A 20,865-nucleotide genomic window follows, 5' to 3' on the forward strand; every position below is an offset into this window, starting at 1 on the left:
ATTGAAAGGAAGGAGGGCATATCGGATTGTTCAGGGGCAAAGCACGCTGACCGAATATTGGCCCCAAATCGCGAAATGGCTTGCGCAGCGATAGCTAGGATAAATAGCGCGAACGCTTTCTCGCACGCATCGGACCAGGCCGGAAGCGGAACTTCGGCGCAGCCCAAACCGGCGCAAAGATCGGCGCGCCCCGTTTCCGTCAGCGAAAAACGCAGATTAACGTCTACTATGAGAAGCGAGCAGATCTGGCATCTACTGCAGCGCATTAGCGCTTGACGGAGGGAAGCCGAACCATGGCAGAGGCTTCGAACGAACTCGATGAAACGGCCCGCGGCAATCGCCGCCACGTCAGGGTTGCGCCGGTCCAGCCGATTCCGGCAGCGCCTGCGGACGAAGAGGCAGCCGAGCCGCTTGCGCTGTCTTGGTTGCTCGTTCTTGCGCTAGCTGTCGGTTGCATTACAGGTCTCGGCGCAGTCGTCTTCAGAGGCCTGATCGGGTTCGTCCACAACCTTTTCTTTCTCCGCCAGGCGTCGTTTTCCTACGACGCCAGTCAATTCACGCCGGACTCGCCTTGGGGGGCGCTCGTCATCTTCGTGCCGGTGGTAGGCGGCCTGTTGGTCACGTGGATCGTCAGCAACTTCGCGCCCGAGGCGAAGGGCCACGGCGTGCCGGAGGTCATGGACGCCATCTACTACAAAGGCGGCATCATTCGGCCAGTGGTCGCCTTGATCAAATCGATCGCATCGGCGTTCGCGATCGGCTCCGGCGCCGCCGTCGGACGCGAGGGGCCCATCATCCAGATTGGTTCGGCACTCGGTTCGACCCTCGGTCAACTCATTCGTATGACGGCTGGCCAACGGATCACGCTCGTAGCGGCAGGCGCGGGTGCGGGCATAGCGGCGACCTTCAATACCCCGATCGGAGGGGTGCTGTTCGCAACGGAACTGATGATGCCCGAAATCAGTGTGGATACGTTCCTGCCCGTCGCGCTCGCAACGGGCACGGCGACCTTCATTGGCCGTCTATTCTTCGGTGCGGATTCCGCCTTTCTCGTGCCCGCGCAACTCGGGGCAATTCCGAATCAGCTCGGCAGTGCGCTCACGCTGGCGCTCTATGCACTGTTGGGCGCGCTCACGGGCGTTGCTGCCGCGGCGTTGATACGGGCCCTGCATTGGGCCGAGGACGCTTTCGAGCGAATGCCCAACCGATACCTTCGGCATGCGGCCGGCATGCTGCTGGTGGGTCTGCTGATGTACGCGTTGTGGCGCGGGGCAGGGCATTACTATGTCGAAGGCGTTGGATATGCTTCCATCCAGGCCACGCTGTACGGACAACTGCCAGGCGCCGCGTTCCTGCTGCTGCTTGCCGCGAGCAAGCTGTTCGCCACCTCGGTGAGCCTCGGGTCGGGTTCCTCGGGTGGGGTGTTTTCGCCATCGCTTTTCATCGGGGCCACCCTCGGCGCGGCGGTCGCATCGGTGATAACGGCGGCTGTGCCCGGCACCCCGATCAGCGCGCCGGCGTTCGCGATGGTGGGCATGGGCGCAATGGTTGGCGGCGGCACGGGAGCAGCCATGACCGCGGTCGCGATGATCTTCGAAATGACGCGAGATTACGACATCGTGCTACCCATGATTATCGCGGTGGCCGTCAGCTTGGGTGTGCGGCGGTTGCTGTCGGTAGAGAGCATCTATACGCTCAAACTTCGCCGCCGCGGTCACGCGATTCCGAACGCGCTTCACGCCAACATGTTTTTGGTGCAGGAAGCGAGTCAAGTGATGGAGACCGACGTGCTCGTGCTGGATCACGCAACGCCATTCCGGGAAATACTGCCGCGTTCCGAAGGTTTCGTCTTTCGCCACGTGGTCGTCACCAAGGACGAACGAATCTTGGGCGTGCTGCGTATCAACGTCGGCTTGCGGCGGGCGGTGAACCAAGCGGAATCCGACATTACGCTTGGCGAGTTGGCCCAACACAATTTTATTGTTGTCACCGAGCACGAAATCGCCTTCAGAGTGATATCGCGCCTTTGGAAGCAACATGCAACGATGGCCGTAGTCGTGCAGCTGGACAGCGCGCAAGCGCCTGTGCGCGTGCTAGGCGTGATTGCGAAAGAACATGTTGCCGACTCTGTCGCGCGTAGTATCAGGATCTTCCCGGGCAAGCACTGAGCGGTGCTCGGCGTTGCTGAAAGAGGGGTGTCGGATGAAGCAAATCCAATGGCTGGACACGGCTCGTCACTGGGTCGGCAAGACGTTGCACTGGGATGCCGTCAGGGATGCCGTGCACAATGCGGCCGAGCGGGAGCCGGAGCCCGAGTGGGTGATCGCATACGAAACCGCGAACGGTTTTTGTTGCTTGTATAAGGGCGAAGAGCACGATTTCAAGGAAATCGAGGAGGCCCGTGCATGGGCCGATGAGGTTGACGTCCAGATCTACTTCATCGGCCTTTGAGGTGGCATTACGTTGATGTAAAACGTATCTTCTCACGCGTTGTCATGATGCCGCGGCATATACCGCTCCGATAGCGCTTCATAGAGCGGCGGAGCAAACAACCGCGAGACGCGGCTAGCAATCAATGCAGTCGCCATCAACGAAATCACGAGAGCGTGCCCGTTGATCATCTCGATCACGATGACGAAGGCGGTGATTGGGCTTTGCGTCACCGCGGCAAGATAGCCGACCATCCCGAGCGCGATCAGCATCGGCAATTGCATCTGCGAGAACACCATGTGCAGTGCATTGCCGATTCCGGCGCCGATCGCGAGGGACGGTGCGAACAACCCGCCAGGCGCTCCGGGCAGATAGGAGCCCACCATCGTAATCATCTTGAAGGCCGGATAGAGCGCGCCGACATGTCCGCGCCCCTCGAGCATCGAACGCGCTTCCGCATAGCCGCTGCCGAACGTATGCCCCGAACTGGCAATGCCGACCACCGCGATTAATAGGCCGCAGGCGGCGCCGAATACGACCGGACGATGCGCGCGCATGTGTAGAACCGACTGCGGCATCCAGCGGTGCGTATTGAGAAGCAGCCAGCAGAAGATGCCCCCGGCGATACCCGCAAGCAGCCCTACCAACGGCACTGCGGCAACGAGCAGATCCGGAAGATGCGGCCCGATGTCGATGGTTCCGAAATACACATAGTTGCCTTGGAGCCCAAGGGAAACGACGCCTGCGAAGATGATCGCGGTGATGAGCACCCCGCTCGTGCGGGCCTCGAAACTACGCGTGAGTTCCTCGATGGCGAACACGACGCCCGCGAGCGGTGCGTTGAACGCAGCCGACAGTCCCGCAGCTGCGCCGGCCAATGCTAGCCGGCGTTCGAGCGAGCCGCCGCGGATCGCGCGGAAGCGCTTCGGGTAGAACTGTCGAAGGCTGAACATGAGCGATGCGCCGACGTGGATGGTAGGTCCTTCGCGCCCGATGGTCAGGCCGCCGAGGATCGCAAGAAAGGAAACCAAAATCTTGCCGATCAAAATCGGGATCGTTAGCAGGCGCTCGCCCAATTCTCTCGGGCCGTGCAGCGAGGCGATCACCTGCGGAATGCCGCTGCCTTCCGCGCCTTCGAAGAAACGCCTCGTGATCCAGACGCATGCGGCACTGATGGCGGGCGTCACAAGCAACGGCAACCATCGGTTGTGCGCCACGTGATTGAGGAAGAGGTCGTATCCGAAATCGATCAAGCGCGCATAGAGCACCGCGATCAATCCCGCAACAACGGCGCCGATCCAAAACACCCCGTAGTGAAGCCAAAGTTTGTAGGCGTGCTGAAAGGACCATTTGTTCGTCGGGACTCGGAATTGCATGACTTGAGGGATTGGCGCGAAAGCGTAAGTATACCGGTCCAACTCTCGGTTCCGCGCGTCTGGTGTTGCAATACCGTGCCCGCAGCGGGTTTGTCCCTAGCTGCTTCGTCTCGCTCGTTGGGAACTGGTTTGCTGCCGTTCGACTCTGAACGTCGGGCAGCGCTGCCGCCTGCGAAGGGCCGTCTTTCGAAGCACGGGCGCGGCGGAAGCATTGGGCGGACGGGGCAGAACGAATAGACGGGGATCATGGAAATGACCGCAAAAGCCGAGAGGCGGGTGTTTTTCAGCATCGCGGGGATTGTGTGCAAGGCGTTGCTCTTTGGCGCAATCGTTTCGATGCTGTTCGTCGGGGTTGGCATTGTGACGAGCGGTGCAGTGGCCGGTCACGCAAACGACATCGTTCCGGTGTCGGTCGACGCGGTGCTCGCGGACATTCCCGGCACGCAATCCGAGAACGATGGGTCGGGCGGTGAGCCAAGCCCCGGTATCGATGTTTCAAATGCGGTGGGCATGAAGATTCCGGGGCCGCTGAAGGCGGTCCTAACCAGCGACACGACCAGCCAACACATTCTGAATTCTTGGCTCGATGTCGTCCCCGTGCGGGATCGCGGCGAGTTCATCGCCGGCCTCGCGAAGGTCGTCACGGCAGCCAATCAGCACGCGGCTTCATGGGAGTGGGACAACCGGCAGCGCTATATTGCGGCGGCCATGAGCGAGTATGCGCGGATCAGTATCGATCGCATCACCGAGATTGCGGACGCGCGAAAGCAAAGCGCGGAGAAACTCGCCCGCTATCGCAATGCGCTGGGAACGTTGCTCGGAATCGCCGCAACGCTTACGCTGCTATTGACCGTCATGGCTATCGAGCGTAATACGCGCCCGCGCGTCGGAGTCGGGCAGCCGTCCGCGCATGACGGTGGCCGGACTGAGTGAGCCGTGCTCGATTGGAAGTCGACCGGCATGTGACTGCTCGTGGCGAGTGCGGCGGGGCAACGCAGGTCATCGCAGACGCGCTCGACTAGATCTGATGATGGGCCGTCCAGCTCAGGTCGCCCTGAGGGCGCGGCGTACGGGAGCCTTCATGGAAACCGCGACGAGCAGCCAGCATGCGACGAGCCCCGAGCATGCAAAAAATACGGCGCTGGCTCCCTCGTGCTGCAGTAGCCAACCGCCTAAGATCCCGCCGAGCGCCAGACCGATCGACTGCGTGGTGTTGTACACGCCAGTGGCTGCCCCTTTGCGAGCGCCGGGCGCGAGCTTGGACACGAGCGACGGCTGTGATGCTTCGAGGATATTGAATCCGAGGAAGTAGACGAACAGAATCATCGCCATTGCCAAAATGGTATGTGGCGCTTCGCCGAGCGACAACTGACCAATCAGAATAAGCGCGATGGCGCTGAGCAGCACCGATTTCATCTTGCCGCGCTTCTCTGCGGCGATGATGGCAGGCACCATCATTACGAACGAAAGCCCCATGACCGGTAGGTACACTTTCCAGTGCGACGCGACTGGCAAGCCGCCGGCCTCGAGCATCCGCGGCACGACGAGGAAGAGCGCCGTTTGCGTTGCGTGCAGCACCAGCACGCCAAAGTTCAAGCGCAGAAGTTCCGCGTTGCGTAGTACTTCGGCAAAGGGCGCAGGCACATGCGTGGGCCGCGGCGCGCTCGGCACGATCCAAATCACGACGCCTATGGCGACGATCGACAGCGCACCGACGAGCGAAAAAAGGCCGCTCATCCCGAGCCAGTGAAAGATGATCGGCGCGCCGACGATGGCCGCGGCAAACGAAATGCCGATACTGCCGCCGATCATCGCCATCGCTTTCGTGCGATGCTCCTCGGCTGTGAGATCGGCGACGAACGCGATCACCGCCGACGACACGGCGCCCATTCCCTGGATCACACGGCCTGCGATAATCCAGGCCATCGAGTGTCCGACGGCCGCGATGAAGCTGCCTAATGCAAAAATGAGCAGGCCCGCGATAATCACCGGCTTACGGCCGAGTTTGTCGGAAGCCCAACCGTAAAAAATGTAAAGCAGCGATTGCGTCGCACCGTACGCTCCCAACGCGATGCCGACGAGCAACACGTTGTCGCCGCCGGGGATCGTCTTCGCGTAGACGGAGAACACCGGCATGATCATGAAGAGGCCGAGCATGCGCAGCGCAAAGATGCTGGCGAGCGACGCCGTGGCGCGAAGCTCACGGGCGCTCATGCGTGAAGGGCCGGTAGGGAGATCGGACATCGGGAGCGGGCTCACGTGTGGACCAAAAAGAAACCCAGCGGAGCCGCCGGGTCTGGGAAGTGTCGCCGGGAGCCAACTAACTGTTCAATCCAGCGGACGGAGGACGCGTGTCACAACATACATCACCTTGTGACCATTCGGCGACTCTATCGACGCCGGCTTAAGGGAAACTTAAAAGTCCCCGACCGCCCGCATTTAACGCGAGCTGCTTGAACTAGAGCGAAACCACGGGTAATGCGGCGCGGCCGCGGCAGACGATGACGGGTACCGGCACGTCGCCAAAGGCTGACGCCACCATTGAACGGCAAGCGGCTGGCAATGACGAGTGCCGCGCTTGCGGATGCCCAACGTGGCGGCAGGCTGGCTCGAGACGCGCCGTCCGGGCTCAGTGCGACATCAGCACTGGCACGGTCATCGAGGCGAGCATGGTGCGGGTGACCCCGCCGAGCACCCACTCATGCAGCCGCGCGTGTCCGTAGCCGCCCATTACGATGAGGTCGGCATCCATATCCGCCGCATGCGAGAGCAGTAGCTCCGCGAGCGATGCATCCACCACCGTTGGAGTAAGCATGCGCTGGTCGAAAGAGATCTCGCGCAGCCGCTCCATTGCGCAGCGAGCCTTTACGCTGTGTGCATTCAAGTAAGCTTCGAGTTCGTCCAGCGAGCTCACCGGCGCGTCGTGGGGTGCGAATTCGCAAACCTGGACCGACTGCGCACGCTGAAGCAAGGGGAGTGCATCGTGCAGCGCACGGGCGCTTTCACGCGTGTCCGACCAACCGACGAGCACGCGCGCGGGCTCGCGAGCCCGGGCTGCGGGCGGCACGAACAGCAGCGGGCAGGAGGCAGCGGCGACCAGCATGGCGGCCTGCTTCTGGGACAAGGATGCCGGATCGTCTTTATCGGGCTGCGACAGTACGAGCAAATCGTTGAAGCGCGACGCCGAAACGAGTGCGGCCAGTGTGTCGACCCGCGAGTCGAGCCATGCCGTCGTGGGTGACAGCCTGGCACCCGCCAGCGCTTCATCGAACGCCTGGCCACGTAACGCCTCGCTTGCCAGCACACCGGGGACCGTGCCCTGGGAAGCGCCGACCATACCCGTCCACGACAGCAGGCTGGTCAGCCCGTGACTGGTACCGGCGTACGCCACCACACTGTGATAGGTGTTCATCGCCAAGCTCCTCGGATCGTAGTTGCATAAGCTCAGGCTAGCACTTGGATGAGCGGCGGACCTGATCAGTATCAAACATTGACGAGTACTGTTAGCCGGCCGACATCGTCGCTTGCTATGAGCGTCGCGGGCAAATCGAGACCAGCGCCAGTTCATCTTTTTGTGTTGTTCGGAGAAATGCGAGCCTTGCGGTGAGTCCGTTTCCGCCAATTCGAACTTTCATGTACTCAAAACGTACTCATTCGACGTTGGCCCGTCGCGGACCGCGAACATATTTTAGTCACCCGAAAAGAAAAAGCCCGCAATTGCGGGCTTCATCGCGAATATATCATCCAGCAGATTGATTTGGATCTGTTTTTCTGGTGCCCAGGAGAGGACTCGGTCACGCAAGCGCGACCCCGGCTGCGCTTGCAAGCGCAGCCTTTCGAGTCCTCCCGCAAGGTGCGCAGGCACCTTGCTTCCTGGGCGGAATAATGAAAAAAGGCCAGCAAAGCTGACCTTTTTAAAAAACTGGTGCCCAGGAGAGGACTCGGTCACACTCGCGCGACCCCGGCTGCGCTTGCAAGCGCAGCCTTTCGAGTCCTCCCGCAAGGTGCGCAGGCACCTTGCTTCCTGGGCGGAATAATGAAAAAAGGCCAGCAAAGCTGACCTTTTTAAAAATACTGGTGCCCAGGAGAGGACTCGAACCTCCACGATGTTGCCACCGCTAGGACCTGAACCTAGTGCGTCTACCAATTCCGCCACCTGGGCTCGCTTTGAGCGAAGGCGCTATTGTAGCCAGTTCCGCGTAACTGTCAACGATGCACCCGCAAAAATTCAACTCCCAATCACCACCAACACCTGCGCCAACGGCGCCGTCGACCCACCCGGCCCAGCCGCCCGTAAGGGCTGCCCATATGTCACGCGCGCATTCACAAAGCGCGACCACTGAAACCGCACGCCCACCCCCACGCTAGATAGCATGCCCGCCTGTATTTCCGCAGGCTGATCGATCTTGTTCCAAACATGCCCCGCATCGACGAACAAGAACGGCTGAAACGCCGGCCCGCTATCGCCGAAAAACGCAAACGCAGGCGTGCGCAATTCCGTTTGAACATCCCACCCGCGATCGCCTTGCACGCTATACGGCGCATACCCGCGCAACGTATCGTCGCCGCCAAGCCCCATTTCCTCGCTCGGCAATAGCGTATTCGGCGTCCATTGGAATCGCCCGCGCGCAGATAAGCTAAATCCCGCGCCAAGCGTCAAATCGCGCTGAGCGAGCAATTGCATATACTCATAACGCGCCGTCGCACCGTTGCGCGTAGTCCGAAACGCATCGTCGGTGTTACTCCCATCCAAATGCCCGGGGCTGCCCACGAGCGCAACGTTCGCGTGCGTCTGTCCCAACGAATCGCTTTTCGTCGCATCGTAGGCGATCAAAAACTGATGCGCGTGCGTATTGGCATTGAAGACCTGCACGCCCCCGAATTCCAGATCGTTGTTCGAGCGCTTGAAGTCGTAGCCGACCTGCAACTGTTGCTGCCACCCGTCCACCAGCGGCAAATGCCGATCGTAACGCGCGCTGAACTGCGCCGAGACGCCCGTCTGATTGAAGCTGTTGTCCAGGCGCGGCGTGCTCTGCGCATACACACCAAAGAATTCGACGCGATCGAACCAAGGCAACGGCGCGGAGTAACTGAACGAGTGCGCCTGAAAACGCGGCCGGTTCGGCCGGCCTTCGATCGCCGGATTGCCCCCAAGCAAGTCGTTGCTCGCCGTGTATTGGTAAGCGATCTGCTGATCGAGCCCAAATAGATTGCCGTAATCGAAACCCGCAAAAAAACGGTCCCTGCCCAACTGCTGAACCCCGGCATTGTCATAACCGGCGTTGACGCGAAACGGGAAGCGATCCTGCGTCTGCAGGATCACGTCGGTCGCGTTCGTGCCCTCGCCAGGTGCATACACGACATCGACGCGTCGATACGGATTGGCGTTCAACAGCGTCAAGCCGGTGGAAACATCCGACTCGGTGACGGGGCCGCCACTTCGCAAGGGCATCTCCCGCAGCAGTTGCGCCTCCGAAAAATAACGGTTGTCCCGCGCCATGACGCGCCCGACATGAAACTCGGCCACGGCGATGCGCACGACGCCGTCGCTGACGTCCTGCTCGGGCACGTAAACATCGACGAGCGGCTGGCCCGCCGAGCGGAACCGTTCGATCACCGCACGGCGTATCTGCGCGAGCCGCGCGAATGTCAAAGGCCGACCGATATCGCCCGCGAACTGCGCAAGGAACGCACCGTCCAGCACGGGCAAGCCCACGGCCGCTACCCGCTTGCCTTCCGGCAAGGCCTGCGTGCGCACGAGCACATGGCCGTCATCCCTGACGAAGACGATGCCGCGCAGGCTCGCGATGGCCACTTGCTGCGAGCCCGTCGCTGCCCCCGGCGGCGGGGGCGGGGAGGCCGGCCGAGCAGGCGCAGGGGGCGGGCTGGGCGCCACGTCGCGATAGGATTGCGCGCCGGCCGTGGTGCAAACGAGCGCGAGCGCCACGCCGGTCCAACAGAGTTTGCCGCCGAATCGGCAACTCATACGCGAGCTTGCTGCGTCATACCGGATCCCCCGTTTCACGGCGCGTCTGCACGTGCGAAGCGCTACGCACGCGCGATATCCTTGATTTTGCGTGCAGGTACGCCACCCACCAGCGTGTAGGCGGGCACATCCTTCGTGACGACCGCACCGGCGGCCACCACGGCCGCTTCGTGGATCGTGACCCCGGGCAAAATCGTTGCGCCCGCACCGATCCAAACCTTGTCTTCCACGCGAATCTCATGGTGATCGAGACCGCGGCCGAGCTCGGGCGCGAAGACGATACCGTGCGTAGCCGTCTCGAACGACACGCGCGGGCCGATTTGCACGTCGGCCCCGATCGAGATGCGACTATTGCGGCAGGCAAGCCGCGTGTCGAAGTTCAGGTAGGCGCGATCGCCGATCGAAATGCCGCGAATCGTTTCCTCGTTCAAGCTCAGTTCGACATTCAAAGGCCCGATGATCGTCACGTCCTTGCCGATCGCCATGCCCGCGCTGCGGAAGAAGGCAGGGCGGATGCGGTTGAAGGGGCCATAGGTCGGCATCGCATTGCCGAGGCTGATGAAAAGGTGTCGTTTGAAAGCGCTCAGGAGCTTCATTGGTTCGCACGCTCGAAGGCGCATTGCGCCACAATGCTCGACCATACCGCGCGCCGAACGTTCCGTCCCTAATGTGGCGTATAGAGCGGGGCTTTTGTCGTAAATCCAGGCAACGCGTGTTTCCTCCCGCTCTCCGGGCCGGGTCGTGATGCCCTCATAGCGCCCCTCTCAAATTGGGGGCGCTTCGGAAATCCGGCTTTGAATGGTTACATTGCGGCGGCACCGGGCGAGGAAGGTTTGCCTCTGGCACCGCTGAATATGAGCAGCGCCACGCCGAGCATAATTCCGACGTCCGCAACGTTGAACACGCCCGTTCGCACATGCCCGATTCCCACGTTCAGAAAATCGAAAACTCGACCCTGATCGACACAACGGTCGAGTAGATTGCTGAACCCCCCGCCCAAAATGCAAGTGATCGCAAAGACTTCGACACGGCCAAGCTTGGACGAACGCAGCAGCCATCCGAGCAGCCCTGCAAGGATCGCCAGAACACCGTATGTGAACACCGTATTGCGCGTCGCGGCAGCCATCTCTGCGCCTGCACTGAGGAACGCCCCGTGGTTGTAAGTGGGGAGAACGAGCAGGCTTCCCCCGAGAAGCGACACGACTTCGCCGGGCCTCAAGATTTGCTTGAATAAGGCCTTCGTCAACTGGTCAAGGATGATCCAGGCGAGCGCGCCAAGAAGCGCAGTGGCGATTCTCTGTTTCGTCGTCATTCGGTAAATGGTCCGTTGCCAGGCAGGGGCGCATTCCATTTGTCGGTGCGAGGCTTGGTGACATCGAAGCCGAGCAAGGCAGTGCCCGCTGGCTCGATCTCGTGGGCTAGGGCGGCAATCTTAGCAGGTAGCCTTGCCGCCTCTCGCGCATTGCACCCGAGCAAGATCACACCAGGGGCCGCCTGCCCGGCGAAAGTCCCGCCATCGAAGCGAGGAATTTCGACCGAAATCGTCACTTGAGATCAAATAGTATCGCCATTAAATTGGGGTCGTTATCCGAATAACAACCAGAAAAACATCTCCAATCGGCCGTAATAACTTCCGAAATTCCTACAAACTTTACGAGAAAACTAGGGATTTCCCCGATGTGGTATCGGTAACAAACGGCCGACAAGCCGTCACACTTTGATACGAAAATACACACTTCGGAAATTTCACCCGTAGAGCGTTTTTCGTGGCCGTTATGTCGGATGAATCCTACACATTTTGCTGACGCCCTACGCGATCTTCCTCCTACGCTGATTTCGCCAACTCGCGCGTTCCCCGATACTTCGCATCAACGAGTTGCAACCGCCTTCCGCCTAGACGAGATTGCGCGTCGCGGGCGGGCCTGAACGGCGGATCTTCCCGTGAAGCGATGCCCAAGATTGCGGCGCAAAGCTGATTTATTAGTTAGGAATCCTAACTAACTGATTGTAGAGCATTTGTTTGGGAAAGCCCCGTATCGCTTCGAGATGCCGCTGCCCCGATTTCCACACGTTCCGCTCGGGCCTGTCTCGATGCACTTGAGGGTTTGAAAGATGAAACGACGTCAATTTCTCGGCTGCCTCACCGCAGCGGCAAGCAGCTACGCTCTCGTTGCCTGTGGCGGCGGCGGATCCGACGCCGCCTCGGGCGGCAGCTCGAGCGCGGGAACGGGCGCGGTGGTGAACGCAAGCTCGACGTCGACCTCGTCGGCCTCGCCGGACGGCACTACCGTGCCGTCGGCAAGCTCTATCGTGGACAACGGCGCAAACGTTTGGACACTGTCGAATGGTTATATTTACAAAAACGGCACCAAGGATCCGTACTCGTACAACGTGATCATGCTGCTCTGGTACGGCGGCTACGTGTACCAGGAAAACACCAGCAAGGCCTTCTACAAGTGGACCGGCTCGACTTGGACGCAATCCCTCGACCCGCGCTTGGGCGGCACGTCGGCGGACGGCACGACGATTCCTCCTGCCTCGTACATCATCGACAAGCAGAACAACCAGTGGACGCTCTCGGGCGGCTATATCTATAAAAACGGAGTGAAGGATCCGTACTCGTACAACGTGAGCTTGCTGCTCTGGTACGGCGGCATGATTTATCAGAAGGGCACGGGTGGTCAGTTCTACGTGAAGACGTGGATGAACACCTGGCTGCCTAGCCGCGATCCTCGCGTGGACTTGGCAGCGACGGCCGGTTCCTTCTACGGCATCAACGGTCACTACGACTATCCGTTCACGGCGACGCAGGTCGTCAGTGCGCTGCAAGCCCTCGGCTGCACCACCTACCGCGTGGGCTGCGTCAACAAGTCGACGCAGTTGAACCCGGTCATCTCGCTCGCCAGGCAGTTCCAGGCGGCTAACATGACGCTCTTTACGCTCGTCAACTACGGCTTGCGCGATGCCACCGGCACGCTCTACGCGAGCGAGTCGGCCGCTTACAGCGCTACGTACGCGGGCGCTGCGGCAGTCGCCACGGCACTCGCGCCGTACGGGGTCACGATGTACGAATGCGGCAACGAACTGACGCGCGACCCCGCGATCATCCTCAATTCGGCGACGGCGGGCACGAACAAGGCCGACTTCAACAACGCGAATTGGCCGATCATGCGCGGGGCCATCCGCGGGATGATCGCCGGCATCAAGTCGGTGCAGCCGGGCGCGAAGGTAGGGGTGAACTTCTGCGTGGCGGATATCGCGGCGTCGGACATGTTGTGGGACGGCCTGCAGCCCGACGGCACGGGCGGTCATCCGACGGTGCGCTGGGACATCACGACGTGGCACAACTACTCGCCCTATGGCGACATCTTCAACATCGGCACCGATGGCGCGGGCCCCGGTTTCAACTTGCCGTCGTATTGCAAGGCGCGATACGGCGTTCCGTTCATGATCACCGAGTGGAATGCGGCGCCCGAGCAGAACGAGACGCAGCGTTCGAGCTATGTCACGAAGCAACTGGGCGAGTTTTATGCGGCCCGCAAGACGCAAGGCATGCAGTCCGTGATGTACTACGAACTGACGAGTGGCGATTACACCTACGGCATCGTGCTCGACGATCTAACGCCGATTCAGCCCACGTACGGTACGTTCCAAACGTTCGTGCAGAATAACCCGGACAATTAAGGACCCGTTGCATTCGCTAGCGGGCGAATGAGACGAAAGCTCGAAGCCGCGGCGCATTACGCCGTCGCTTCGAGCTTTTTTCTTTTCGAGCGTCGATCGATGGGCTCGTTCGTTCCGCTGCCTTCACTTGTACGCGCTGCCTGAGCCACGGGTCACGAACGGGCGCCATCGATTTCGCGGGTAGACGAACGCTGCCGTCAGCGCCCCGTATTCGGCGAGGGCACGGCGCCGGAGAACCGAGGACCGCGCGTGCGGGCGGGCCGGCGCGCGGGCACGGCGGGCGCTACCGGCGTCGCACGACCCATGAAGGCCGGATACGTTTGCCGCACACGCGAGGCGAGCAGCAAGGAGATGACGAGCGCGATCGGCAGCATGTTCGAGGGCGTGGTCAAGCGGTGCTCCGTGGCCGACATCGCCAGCAGGCACACGGAGCCCAGCTCCGTGAAACGATACGCGACGAAATTGCGGCCATTTTCGCGCACCGAGGCCCAAGCGCCTTGTTGGCACCACCCGATCAGGCGCCAGTAAAACGTAATCATCAGCAAGAGGCCGACCACGCCGAGTTCCGCGAGGATGTTCAAGAACGAGTTGTGCGCGTGCGAATCGCTATGGTTCACCGTCACGCCCACCGCTTGACCGAAGAGCCCGAAGTAGTGCACCACGTATGCGATCTGATCGTCGAACGAACCGAACCCCATGCCGAAGATCGGGCTTTGGCGGAAGTAAGACAGTGCGCGCGGCCAGAGCCACTCGTAGCGGATGCTCAGGTTGGCGACCTTTTCGTCCGGATTGGAGATGTTGAACTGATAGCCCATGTAATCGACCGAGCCTTGCGTATGGAAGTACGCAATGAACAGCGATGCAGCGATGAGACCGCCCATGAGCGAGGCGAGCATCCAGCGTTTGCGTCCGAAGTATAGATAGGGCATTAGCACTAGGATGCCGAACGCCGATCCGCGGCTATAGGTCGAGAACAACATCAAGGCATTGGCGCCCATCAACGCGAGCATGCCGCGGCTTCGCCTCATGGAATAGCAGGCGATGCCGAGGCACAGCAGCACGGCTAAGAACCCGCCCGCCGCATTACGCGCGATGAAGTAGCTGCCGAACGTGTCGGAGGGATGGCGGAAAATCGTCAACAGCCCGTTCTGCGCGACATACCAGAGGTAATACGGAACGTTGACGAGCACCGCAAAGACATAGAACCGGCGCAAAACTTTGTTCAGATCCCATCGGTGCATGTAGACGCAACCGGCCAGAATCGGCGCGTAGGAAACGAAAAAGTTGCCGTCGTGACGATAAAAGTCGAATTCGGTGAACGATTCAGGGTTGTAGTAGAGCGTAGAAAGCAAAGCGAACGCCGCGAAGGTCACGAGCGGCGCGATGAACGACGGGTAGCGGCGTCCGAAGAAACGCCACCCGCACAGCACCATCGGCGCGAAACCGATGGCGCTGATTGGAACGAAGTTCGTCACGCTGAAGATCAGCGCGATCATGGAGACGTAGGCCACGCTCGCTTTCCCTCGGCTTATTTGGTCACGATCGCAGCCGTCAAGCCGGCGTTGAGCGCGGGCAACAGCAGGCTCAACACGCGGTTGAAGCGGACGAGCGGGCCATTGTCGACGTACACCACGTCCTTGGGCTGCAGGTTGAACTGATTGGCGAGCAGCATCGAGACGGGCGAACTCGAGTCGAGGTGATAGACGAGCGGCTTGCCGTTCTCTTGGCGAATCACGTACAGCTGCCTCGCATTGGACGTGCCTTGGTTGATGAAGCCGGCTTGGCTCAGCGCCTCGGCCAGCGTGAGCTTGCCGTCGGAGGTTGGCGTCGCGGCGATCGGCTTGGCCACTTCGCCCATGACGTAAGCCGTATTGTCGTCGCGCGTGCTCACGCGCAGCATGTCACCGGGCTGCAGCATGATGTCCTGCGGGTTCTTGCCGAGCGCCATCATCTGCGTGAGATTGATCGGGTAGGACGTGCCGTTGCGGGTGAGCGTCAGATGCGCCCGATCGGCGTTCGCGGTAAAGCCGCCCGCACGGTTCACGGCTTCGGTCAACGTCATCGGAATGTCGTTGATCGATTGGCCGCCGGGGGCGCGCACTTCGCCGTCGACGTACACCTGCGCCGACCGGTACGACGCCACGCGAACGGTCACTTGCGGCTCGCGGAACTGCTTGGCCAGATCCGACCTCACCTCGCGCCGTACCTGCTCGACCGTTTTGCCGGCCGCGTGAATCGGGTGCGACAGGTAGGGGAAGTCGAGGTTGCCTTGGCCGTCGACGACGAAGCCCTGGGCGGGATCGCTCGTTTTAGACGTTTGCGATTGCTGACCGAGTGCGGCCGCCAGCTCGGGGTGATCCCAAACGGTGATCTGCAACACGTCGCCCGGGCCTAGCTTGTACGGGCCGGGCTTGGCGAACAAGTCGAGCTGATTGGCGATTTGCATTTGGCTCGTGCCGCCTTGAAGCCGTTTGATCAGGTTCAAGTCGATCGGCTGAATCGGAATCTGCTCCGCGGTTTGCACCGCGCCGTCGGGTGTCGACGAGACGGGCAGAGTAGGGGGCGTCTCCATATGCTGACCGGGAACGATCGAGCACGCGGCGAGCAGCGTCGACAGCGCGGTGAGAGCCGTCGTGCAGCGTCTGGCGGCGCGCGTGCGCGTCGCATTGCCGTTACTTGCGTTCGGGTCGAGCAATCGTAATGAGTTTTTCATTGTCCGCACTCCATGCTTCAGTAGGCGTTGCTTCAGTACGCATTGGTATGACGTAGGCCCTTGAAGATCGTCGCGAGGATGATCCGCATATCGAGCCGGAAGGACCAGTTGCGTAGGTAATAAAGATCGTGGGCGACGCGCTGCTCCATTTTTTCCACTCGCTCCGTCTCGCCGCGGAAACCGTTGACTTGCGCCCAGCCCGTGATGCCCGGTTTGATGCGGTAGCGATGGATATAGCCCTGAACGATCGGTTGATAAAGATTGTCGTGCTCGATGGCGTGCGGGCGCGGTCCCACGACCGACATTTCGCCTTTCAGCACGTTGATGAACTGCGGAAGCTCGTCCATGCTGGTGCGGCGCAGGAAAGCACCCACTCGCGTCACGCGCGGGTCGCCGCGCTTGGCCTGCTCGAGCACGCCGTCCTTCGGTTGATGCACGCGCATGGAGCGGAATTTGTAGATCTCGAAGACGCGCCCGTCCACGCCTTTGCGACGTTGCTTGAAGAAGACCGGCCCCTCCGAGCTGAGCTTGACCGCAATGGCGATAGCGATCATGACGGGCGCCAACGCGATCAACGCCGCGGTGGCGAACAAACGATCGAACAGTTCCTTCTTGATGAGCGCTGCCGGCGGCACGGGCGACGCAATCAGGTTGATCGTCGGCAGCCCCAACAAATTCGTCACGCTTCCTTCGAACAGGGACAACATGCGCACGTCGGGCATGAAGCGGATATTGATGAGGTCGTTGCGAAATTCGTTGACGACGTCCATGATCGCCGCATCCTCCGCCAATGGCAGCGCGAGCCACAGTTCGTCCAGCTCGTGCTCGCGCACGAATGCGGCGAACGCGGCGCGGTCGTCGTACACGGGAATCTCGGGGTGCGCGATCGGCGTGCCGCCCGAGTTGATGTTGTAGATCGCCGCCGCGCGAAAACCCGTGGTGGGCGAGGTTTCGATCTTGCGGATCAGATCGTCGCAGTGCGCGCCGCATCCAACGATGGCCACCTGGTGCAAGTTCATGCCGGCCGTGCGCATGCGGGCGAGCACCGCATGCATCCAGAGCCGGCCCGCGATCATGACGAGCCCGGAGATCACCGTCCAATAGCCGAACCACAGGCGCGACACGAGATTGACCATGTGCAACGAGAACATGAGCGCCATCGCGCCCACCTGAACCAGCGCCCAGGCCAATGCGACTTGCCGCACGAGCGCTCGCTTGGAGCGGCCGCGCCACGACTCGTAGACGCCGAACGAAGGGAACACGACCAGCGACAACGCGGCCGAGAAGGCGACGAAAGCCCAGTAGAGCCGCGCGTCGGCCACGCCTTCGAATCGCAATTGCGATGCGATCAGGGCGCCCAGCGCGATGATGCCGACGTCGAATACGCGCGCCCAAAGATCTTGCAGTCCTCGCATTTCCTCACTCCCAGTCGTTGTTCGTTCGTTCGTCCGCGATCGCATGCCGCGCTCTAGGCGTTGCGTTCGCGAAGCCATTCACGCTCGCCAAGAGTCGATCGACGATGCGATAGGTAAGAAAAGCGTCAAACATGTCCTCCCGAGCAATGACGCGTGCCCTGGGCGGCCCGATGCGCCCGGCGCCGCCCGCGTCACTGGCTCAAAGCGTGTTTGCGATAGACGGTGGGCGACACGCCGTACCGCTTTCTGAATAGGCGTCCCAAGCGATCGCCGTTGCCCATGCCGCAGCGGCGGGCGATTTTGTCGACCGGCAGCTTGGTGCCGACGAGCATGGCGCAGATCGCTTCGAATCGGAGCTGCATCAAGTACTCGAGCGGCGTGACCCCGAACTCGCTCTTGAAGCGCCGCAAATAGTTGCGCACGCTCATGGCGGCGACGGCGGCGGCGTCCGATACGGAAATGTCGCTGCCGAAGTTCTCGCGCATCCAGCGCGTGGACTCGTGAATCTTGTCGACGGTGGTGTTCAGGTTCGGCGTTTCGCTGCGCGCTTTCACAACCTCGCCCACCGATGGCGGCAGGCTGCTCGCGATGCGCAGCGACATGTCTTCGCCGTGATCCGAGGCGATCTGCGTCAGCGCCATTTGCGCGGCTTTTTGATTCAGCGCCCAAGCCGGCATCGAGCCCGAGCCGATCCAAAACACCGGCACGTTCGGCCGCGAGTGCGCCATGTCCACGCCGAACGCGGACGCATGCCGCGCAGCGGCCGCGTGAGCGGGCGAGCCGGACCCGGAGAGCCAGCGCGCGAGCTGCACGTCGAAGCCCGATGTCACACGCACGTCGTTACTTGCGACGTATAACGCGTGAAAGTCGCCGACCGAGTAGGAATCCAGGCGCTGCGTCATGACGGCGATCGAGGACGAGCTCGTTACCGGGCCGCCGAGCTTGGAGAGCAAGGACACCCGGTAAGGAGGTTGATTGCTCGAGAAGCGCATCAGGGCGTTGGCCAATTGAAAGACTTCGCTGATCACACCTGTCGTGAACAGGCAGTGACCGTCGAAGATGAGGATCCCGATATGGCGCGCGTCGGCTAGCGAGGTCATTTCTCGCCGCATGACGTGCGGTGTAGTAAAGACAGTGGCGCGATCCACGAAGCATTCCTCCCGCATGGTGAACACGATGAGTGTTGCGGTGCATCATCGTAATCATCATGATGCCATGTCGATTTTTGGAGAAAAACCTGGCGAAAATAGCCGTGTATTTGGCGCGAGTGGTCGGATCGAAGAAAGTTAATCGCTGAAGTATTTTTTATATTTTTGTTATAAAAATTTACAAACTCCCATTTTTTTTGTGCACCCCTTCGGAACCGTTGGGGTCAGGGCTGGCGGCCTTCCGCTGGCGGGTTCGGTAAAAAATATCGCCCTTTAATCAGAAATATTGCCATTCCGAATAATTGCACCGGGCTGCCATTTACCGATCTTAAGCCTTCATGCATTCGTAATGTTTGTCGGGCTTCGCCCAAATCCGCCAACACATCGGCCTTTTGCGACCTTCGGGATTACGCATGAAGTTGACTCGCTATGCTTCACAGCAACATGAGCCGAAGCGGTCGGCGATACGCTCTTTTGCGCAACGCTCGCCGCCTCTTCATGCATTCGGACCCATTAGGAGAACAAGCAGATGAGTACTCCTGTTGAAACGAGGGAGCGACCGCGTAAGGTCGGGGCGGTGACGCAATTGCGCGCACCGCACACCGTGGCGCCACAGTCGGCGCTGCGCACGCGGGCCGTCGTGCTCGCGGGTGGCTCGGGCACCCGGCTCTGGCCGCTCTCGCGCAAGCATTTTCCCAAACAACTGGTCGACGTGCTCGGCGCCGGCTCGCTGCTGCAAATGACGGTGCAGAGGCTGCAGCGGCTCGCCGATGTTGAACTGCGCATCGACGACTCCCCGATCATCGTCTGCGGCTCCGAGCACCGCGCCATCAGCGCGCAGCAAATGGAGCAACTCGGGGTGGGCGCGCAGTTCATCATCGAGCCGACCGGGCGCAACACGGCGCCAGCGCTCTCGCTCGCGGCCATGCATGCGCTCGCGGATGGCGGCGACGCCGTGCTCGTCGTGATGCCTGCCGATCATATGATCGGTGACGTGGCCGCGTTCCAGCGCGCCGTTGCCGTGGCCGCGCGTCATGCCGAGCGGGGTGCGATCGTCACGCTCGGCATTCGGCCGACGCGCGCTGAAACCGGCTACGGTTATATCGAGCCGGGCGATGAGATCGGCGATGCTCGCAAAATTGCCCGTTTCGTCGAAAAGCCGCCGCTCGAAGTGGCGCGTTCCTACCTGGCCTCGGGCAAATACTTCTGGAATAGCGGCATCTTCGTATTGCGTGCGAGCGTTTGGCTCTCGACGTTGCAGCAGATGCAACCTGAAACGTTCGCGGCCTGCGCTGCCGCCTACGAAGCAGGAGAGGATAGCGCAACCGGCTACAAGCCGAACGAACCATTGTTCGCCGACGTGCCCTCCGATTCGATCGACTACGCCGTGATGGAAAACCTCACGCGCGGCGGCGGCGTCGAAGGCGTGGTCGTTCCGCTCGATGCGGCATGGTCCGATTTGGGCTCGTGGGATTCGGTGTGGGATGCGCTCGGCAAGGACGCGAGCGGCAACGTCGCCTCGGGCCGTGTGCTGATGGAAGACGCGCAATCGTGTTACGTGCGCGCCGAGAGCCGGCTCGTGACCTGCGTGGGCGTGTCCGATCTCGTCGTCGTCGAAACGGCGGATGCCGTGCTCGTCGTCGATCGCTCGCGCGTGCAGGACGTCAAGCGCATCGTCGGGCGCATCGCCGATCAGCAGGGGCCGGAGGTCGACGCCCATCGCAAGGTGCAGCGGCCGTGGGGCTGTTACGACTCGATCGACAAGGGCGAGCGTTTTCAGGTGAAGCACATCGTGGTCGAGGCCGGGGCGCAATTGTCGCTGCAGCTTCACCATCATCGCGCCGAGCATTGGATCGTCGTACGCGGCACGGCTCTCGTCACGCGTGGCGAAGAGCAGTTCCTGCTCGGAGAAAATCAATCGACGTATATTCCGCTCGGCGTCAAGCATCGGCTCGAAAACCCCGGGAAGGTGGCGCTCGAATTGATCGAAGTTCAATCGGGCGCCTATCTCGGCGAGGACGACATCGTCCGCTTCGAGGATGTCTACGGACGCGCTAGTTGATGGCGGCGGCCGCGCGCAGCGATTGCGAGCGGCCGCGGCATGTTTGCCGGC

16 protein-coding genes and 1 tRNA gene are annotated in these 20,865 nt (G+C 61.2%); 5 read left to right on the forward strand and 12 right to left on the reverse strand.

All coding sequences use genetic code 11. The features are described 5' to 3' along the window. The first annotated feature begins 293 nt into the window (after positions 1-293). Positions 294-2,168 carry a chloride channel protein gene (locus MMB74_RS01480; RefSeq protein ID WP_277426815.1) on the forward strand — a complete coding sequence of 625 codons (1,875 nt, stop codon included), beginning with the start codon at positions 294-296 and terminating at the stop codon, positions 2,166-2,168. A 34-nt stretch (positions 2,169-2,202) separates the two neighbouring features. Continuing rightward, entirely contained in the window at positions 2,203-2,451 is a 249-nt protein-coding gene (locus MMB74_RS01485; protein ID WP_277426816.1) for a hypothetical protein, read from the forward strand. A gap of 32 nt (positions 2,452-2,483) precedes the next feature. Here MMB74_RS01485 and MMB74_RS01490 read toward each other — a convergent pair whose 3' ends face one another. Next, positions 2,484-3,806 carry a chloride channel protein gene (locus MMB74_RS01490; protein WP_277426817.1) on the reverse strand — a complete coding sequence of 441 codons (1,323 nt, stop codon included), beginning with the start codon at positions 3,804-3,806 and terminating at the stop codon, positions 2,484-2,486. 246 nt (positions 3,807-4,052) lie between these two features. Here MMB74_RS01490 and MMB74_RS01495 point away from each other — a divergent pair, with 246 nt between their 5' ends. Next, positions 4,053-4,739 (forward strand): hypothetical protein, encoded by a 687-nt coding sequence (locus MMB74_RS01495; protein ID WP_277426818.1) that lies wholly within the window; start codon positions 4,053-4,055, stop codon positions 4,737-4,739. A gap of 111 nt (positions 4,740-4,850) precedes the next feature. Here MMB74_RS01495 and MMB74_RS01500 read toward each other — a convergent pair whose 3' ends face one another. The 7 genes from MMB74_RS01500 to lspA form a co-directional block, all read right to left on the reverse strand. Continuing rightward, on the reverse strand, positions 4,851-6,050 hold the full coding sequence (locus tag MMB74_RS01500; RefSeq protein WP_346780660.1) for an MFS transporter: 1,200 nt from the start codon (positions 6,048-6,050) through the stop codon (positions 4,851-4,853). Positions 6,051-6,435: 385 nt separating this feature from the next. Beyond that, positions 6,436-7,218: a universal stress protein gene (locus MMB74_RS01505; protein WP_277426819.1), complete on the reverse strand. Its 783-nt coding sequence runs from the start codon at positions 7,216-7,218 to the stop codon at positions 6,436-6,438. Between the two features lie 276 nt (positions 7,219-7,494). Further along, on the reverse strand, positions 7,495-7,755 hold the full coding sequence (locus MMB74_RS01510; protein WP_277426820.1) for a hypothetical protein: 261 nt from the start codon (positions 7,753-7,755) through the stop codon (positions 7,495-7,497). A gap of 126 nt (positions 7,756-7,881) precedes the next feature. Then, a tRNA-Leu gene (locus MMB74_RS01515) sits at positions 7,882-7,968 on the reverse strand. 66 nt (positions 7,969-8,034) lie between these two features. Beyond that, the gene (locus MMB74_RS01520) at positions 8,035-9,792 is read right to left on the reverse strand and encodes a ShlB/FhaC/HecB family hemolysin secretion/activation protein (protein ID WP_277426821.1); all 1,758 of its coding nucleotides are present in this window, start codon (positions 9,790-9,792) and stop codon (positions 8,035-8,037) included. A 62-nt stretch (positions 9,793-9,854) separates the two neighbouring features. Next, positions 9,855-10,388: a DapH/DapD/GlmU-related protein gene (locus tag MMB74_RS01525; protein WP_277426822.1), complete on the reverse strand. Its 534-nt coding sequence runs from the start codon at positions 10,386-10,388 to the stop codon at positions 9,855-9,857. A 206-nt stretch (positions 10,389-10,594) separates the two neighbouring features. Continuing rightward, complete coding sequence (gene lspA / locus MMB74_RS01530) at positions 10,595-11,104, reverse strand: signal peptidase II (protein WP_277426823.1); 510 nt, start codon at positions 11,102-11,104, stop codon at positions 10,595-10,597. 800 nt (positions 11,105-11,904) lie between these two features. On the opposite strand from lspA, the gene MMB74_RS01535 reads away from it, so the two are divergent. Next, complete coding sequence (locus MMB74_RS01535) at positions 11,905-13,476, forward strand: hypothetical protein (protein ID WP_277426824.1); 1,572 nt, start codon at positions 11,905-11,907, stop codon at positions 13,474-13,476. A 197-nt stretch (positions 13,477-13,673) separates the two neighbouring features. On the opposite strand, the gene MMB74_RS01540 is transcribed toward MMB74_RS01535, so the two are convergent. The 4 genes from MMB74_RS01540 to MMB74_RS01555 form a co-directional block, all read right to left on the reverse strand. After that, positions 13,674-14,987, reverse strand: a complete 1,314-nt coding sequence (locus MMB74_RS01540; RefSeq protein WP_277426825.1) for an O-antigen ligase family protein — start codon at positions 14,985-14,987, stop codon at positions 13,674-13,676. A gap of 17 nt (positions 14,988-15,004) precedes the next feature. After that, positions 15,005-16,189 (reverse strand): polysaccharide biosynthesis/export family protein, encoded by a 1,185-nt coding sequence (locus tag MMB74_RS01545; protein WP_277426826.1) that lies wholly within the window; start codon positions 16,187-16,189, stop codon positions 15,005-15,007. Between the two features lie 32 nt (positions 16,190-16,221). Beyond that, positions 16,222-17,604 carry an undecaprenyl-phosphate glucose phosphotransferase gene (locus MMB74_RS01550; RefSeq protein ID WP_277426827.1) on the reverse strand — a complete coding sequence of 461 codons (1,383 nt, stop codon included), beginning with the start codon at positions 17,602-17,604 and terminating at the stop codon, positions 16,222-16,224. Between the two features lie 191 nt (positions 17,605-17,795). After that, entirely contained in the window at positions 17,796-18,752 is a 957-nt protein-coding gene (locus MMB74_RS01555) for a helix-turn-helix domain-containing protein (protein ID WP_277426828.1), read from the reverse strand. 529 nt (positions 18,753-19,281) lie between these two features. On the opposite strand from MMB74_RS01555, the gene MMB74_RS01560 reads away from it, so the two are divergent. Beyond that, on the forward strand, positions 19,282-20,814 hold the full coding sequence (locus MMB74_RS01560; protein ID WP_277426829.1) for a mannose-1-phosphate guanylyltransferase/mannose-6-phosphate isomerase: 1,533 nt from the start codon (positions 19,282-19,284) through the stop codon (positions 20,812-20,814). Positions 20,815-20,865: the final 51 nt, after the last annotated feature.

Source organism: Trinickia sp. Y13, from assembly GCF_029522115.1.
Classification (GTDB): Bacteria; Pseudomonadota; Gammaproteobacteria; order Burkholderiales; family Burkholderiaceae; genus Trinickia.

Coding starts and splice junctions, on each gene's coding strand:
- MMB74_RS01480 (WP_277426815.1), top strand. CDS start 294: ATGGCAGAGGCTTCGAACGAACTCGATGAAACGGCCCGCGGCAATCGC.
- MMB74_RS01485 (WP_277426816.1), top strand. CDS start 2,203: ATGAAGCAAATCCAATGGCTGGACACGGCTCGTCACTGGGTCGGCAAG.
- MMB74_RS01490 (WP_277426817.1), bottom strand. CDS start 3,806: ATGCAATTCCGAGTCCCGACGAACAAATGGTCCTTTCAGCACGCCTAC.
- MMB74_RS01495 (WP_277426818.1), top strand. CDS start 4,053: ATGGAAATGACCGCAAAAGCCGAGAGGCGGGTGTTTTTCAGCATCGCG.
- MMB74_RS01500 (WP_346780660.1), bottom strand. CDS start 6,050: ATGTCCGATCTCCCTACCGGCCCTTCACGCATGAGCGCCCGTGAGCTT.
- MMB74_RS01505 (WP_277426819.1), bottom strand. CDS start 7,218: ATGAACACCTATCACAGTGTGGTGGCGTACGCCGGTACCAGTCACGGG.
- MMB74_RS01520 (WP_277426821.1), bottom strand. CDS start 9,792: ATGAGTTGCCGATTCGGCGGCAAACTCTGTTGGACCGGCGTGGCGCTC.
- MMB74_RS01525 (WP_277426822.1), bottom strand. CDS start 10,388: ATGAAGCTCCTGAGCGCTTTCAAACGACACCTTTTCATCAGCCTCGGC.
- lspA (WP_277426823.1), bottom strand. CDS start 11,104: ATGACGACGAAACAGAGAATCGCCACTGCGCTTCTTGGCGCGCTCGCC.
- MMB74_RS01535 (WP_277426824.1), top strand. CDS start 11,905: ATGAAACGACGTCAATTTCTCGGCTGCCTCACCGCAGCGGCAAGCAGC.
- MMB74_RS01545 (WP_277426826.1), bottom strand. CDS start 16,189: ATGAAAAACTCATTACGATTGCTCGACCCGAACGCAAGTAACGGCAAT.
- MMB74_RS01550 (WP_277426827.1), bottom strand. CDS start 17,604: ATGCGAGGACTGCAAGATCTTTGGGCGCGCGTATTCGACGTCGGCATC.
- MMB74_RS01560 (WP_277426829.1), top strand. CDS start 19,282: ATGAGTACTCCTGTTGAAACGAGGGAGCGACCGCGTAAGGTCGGGGCG.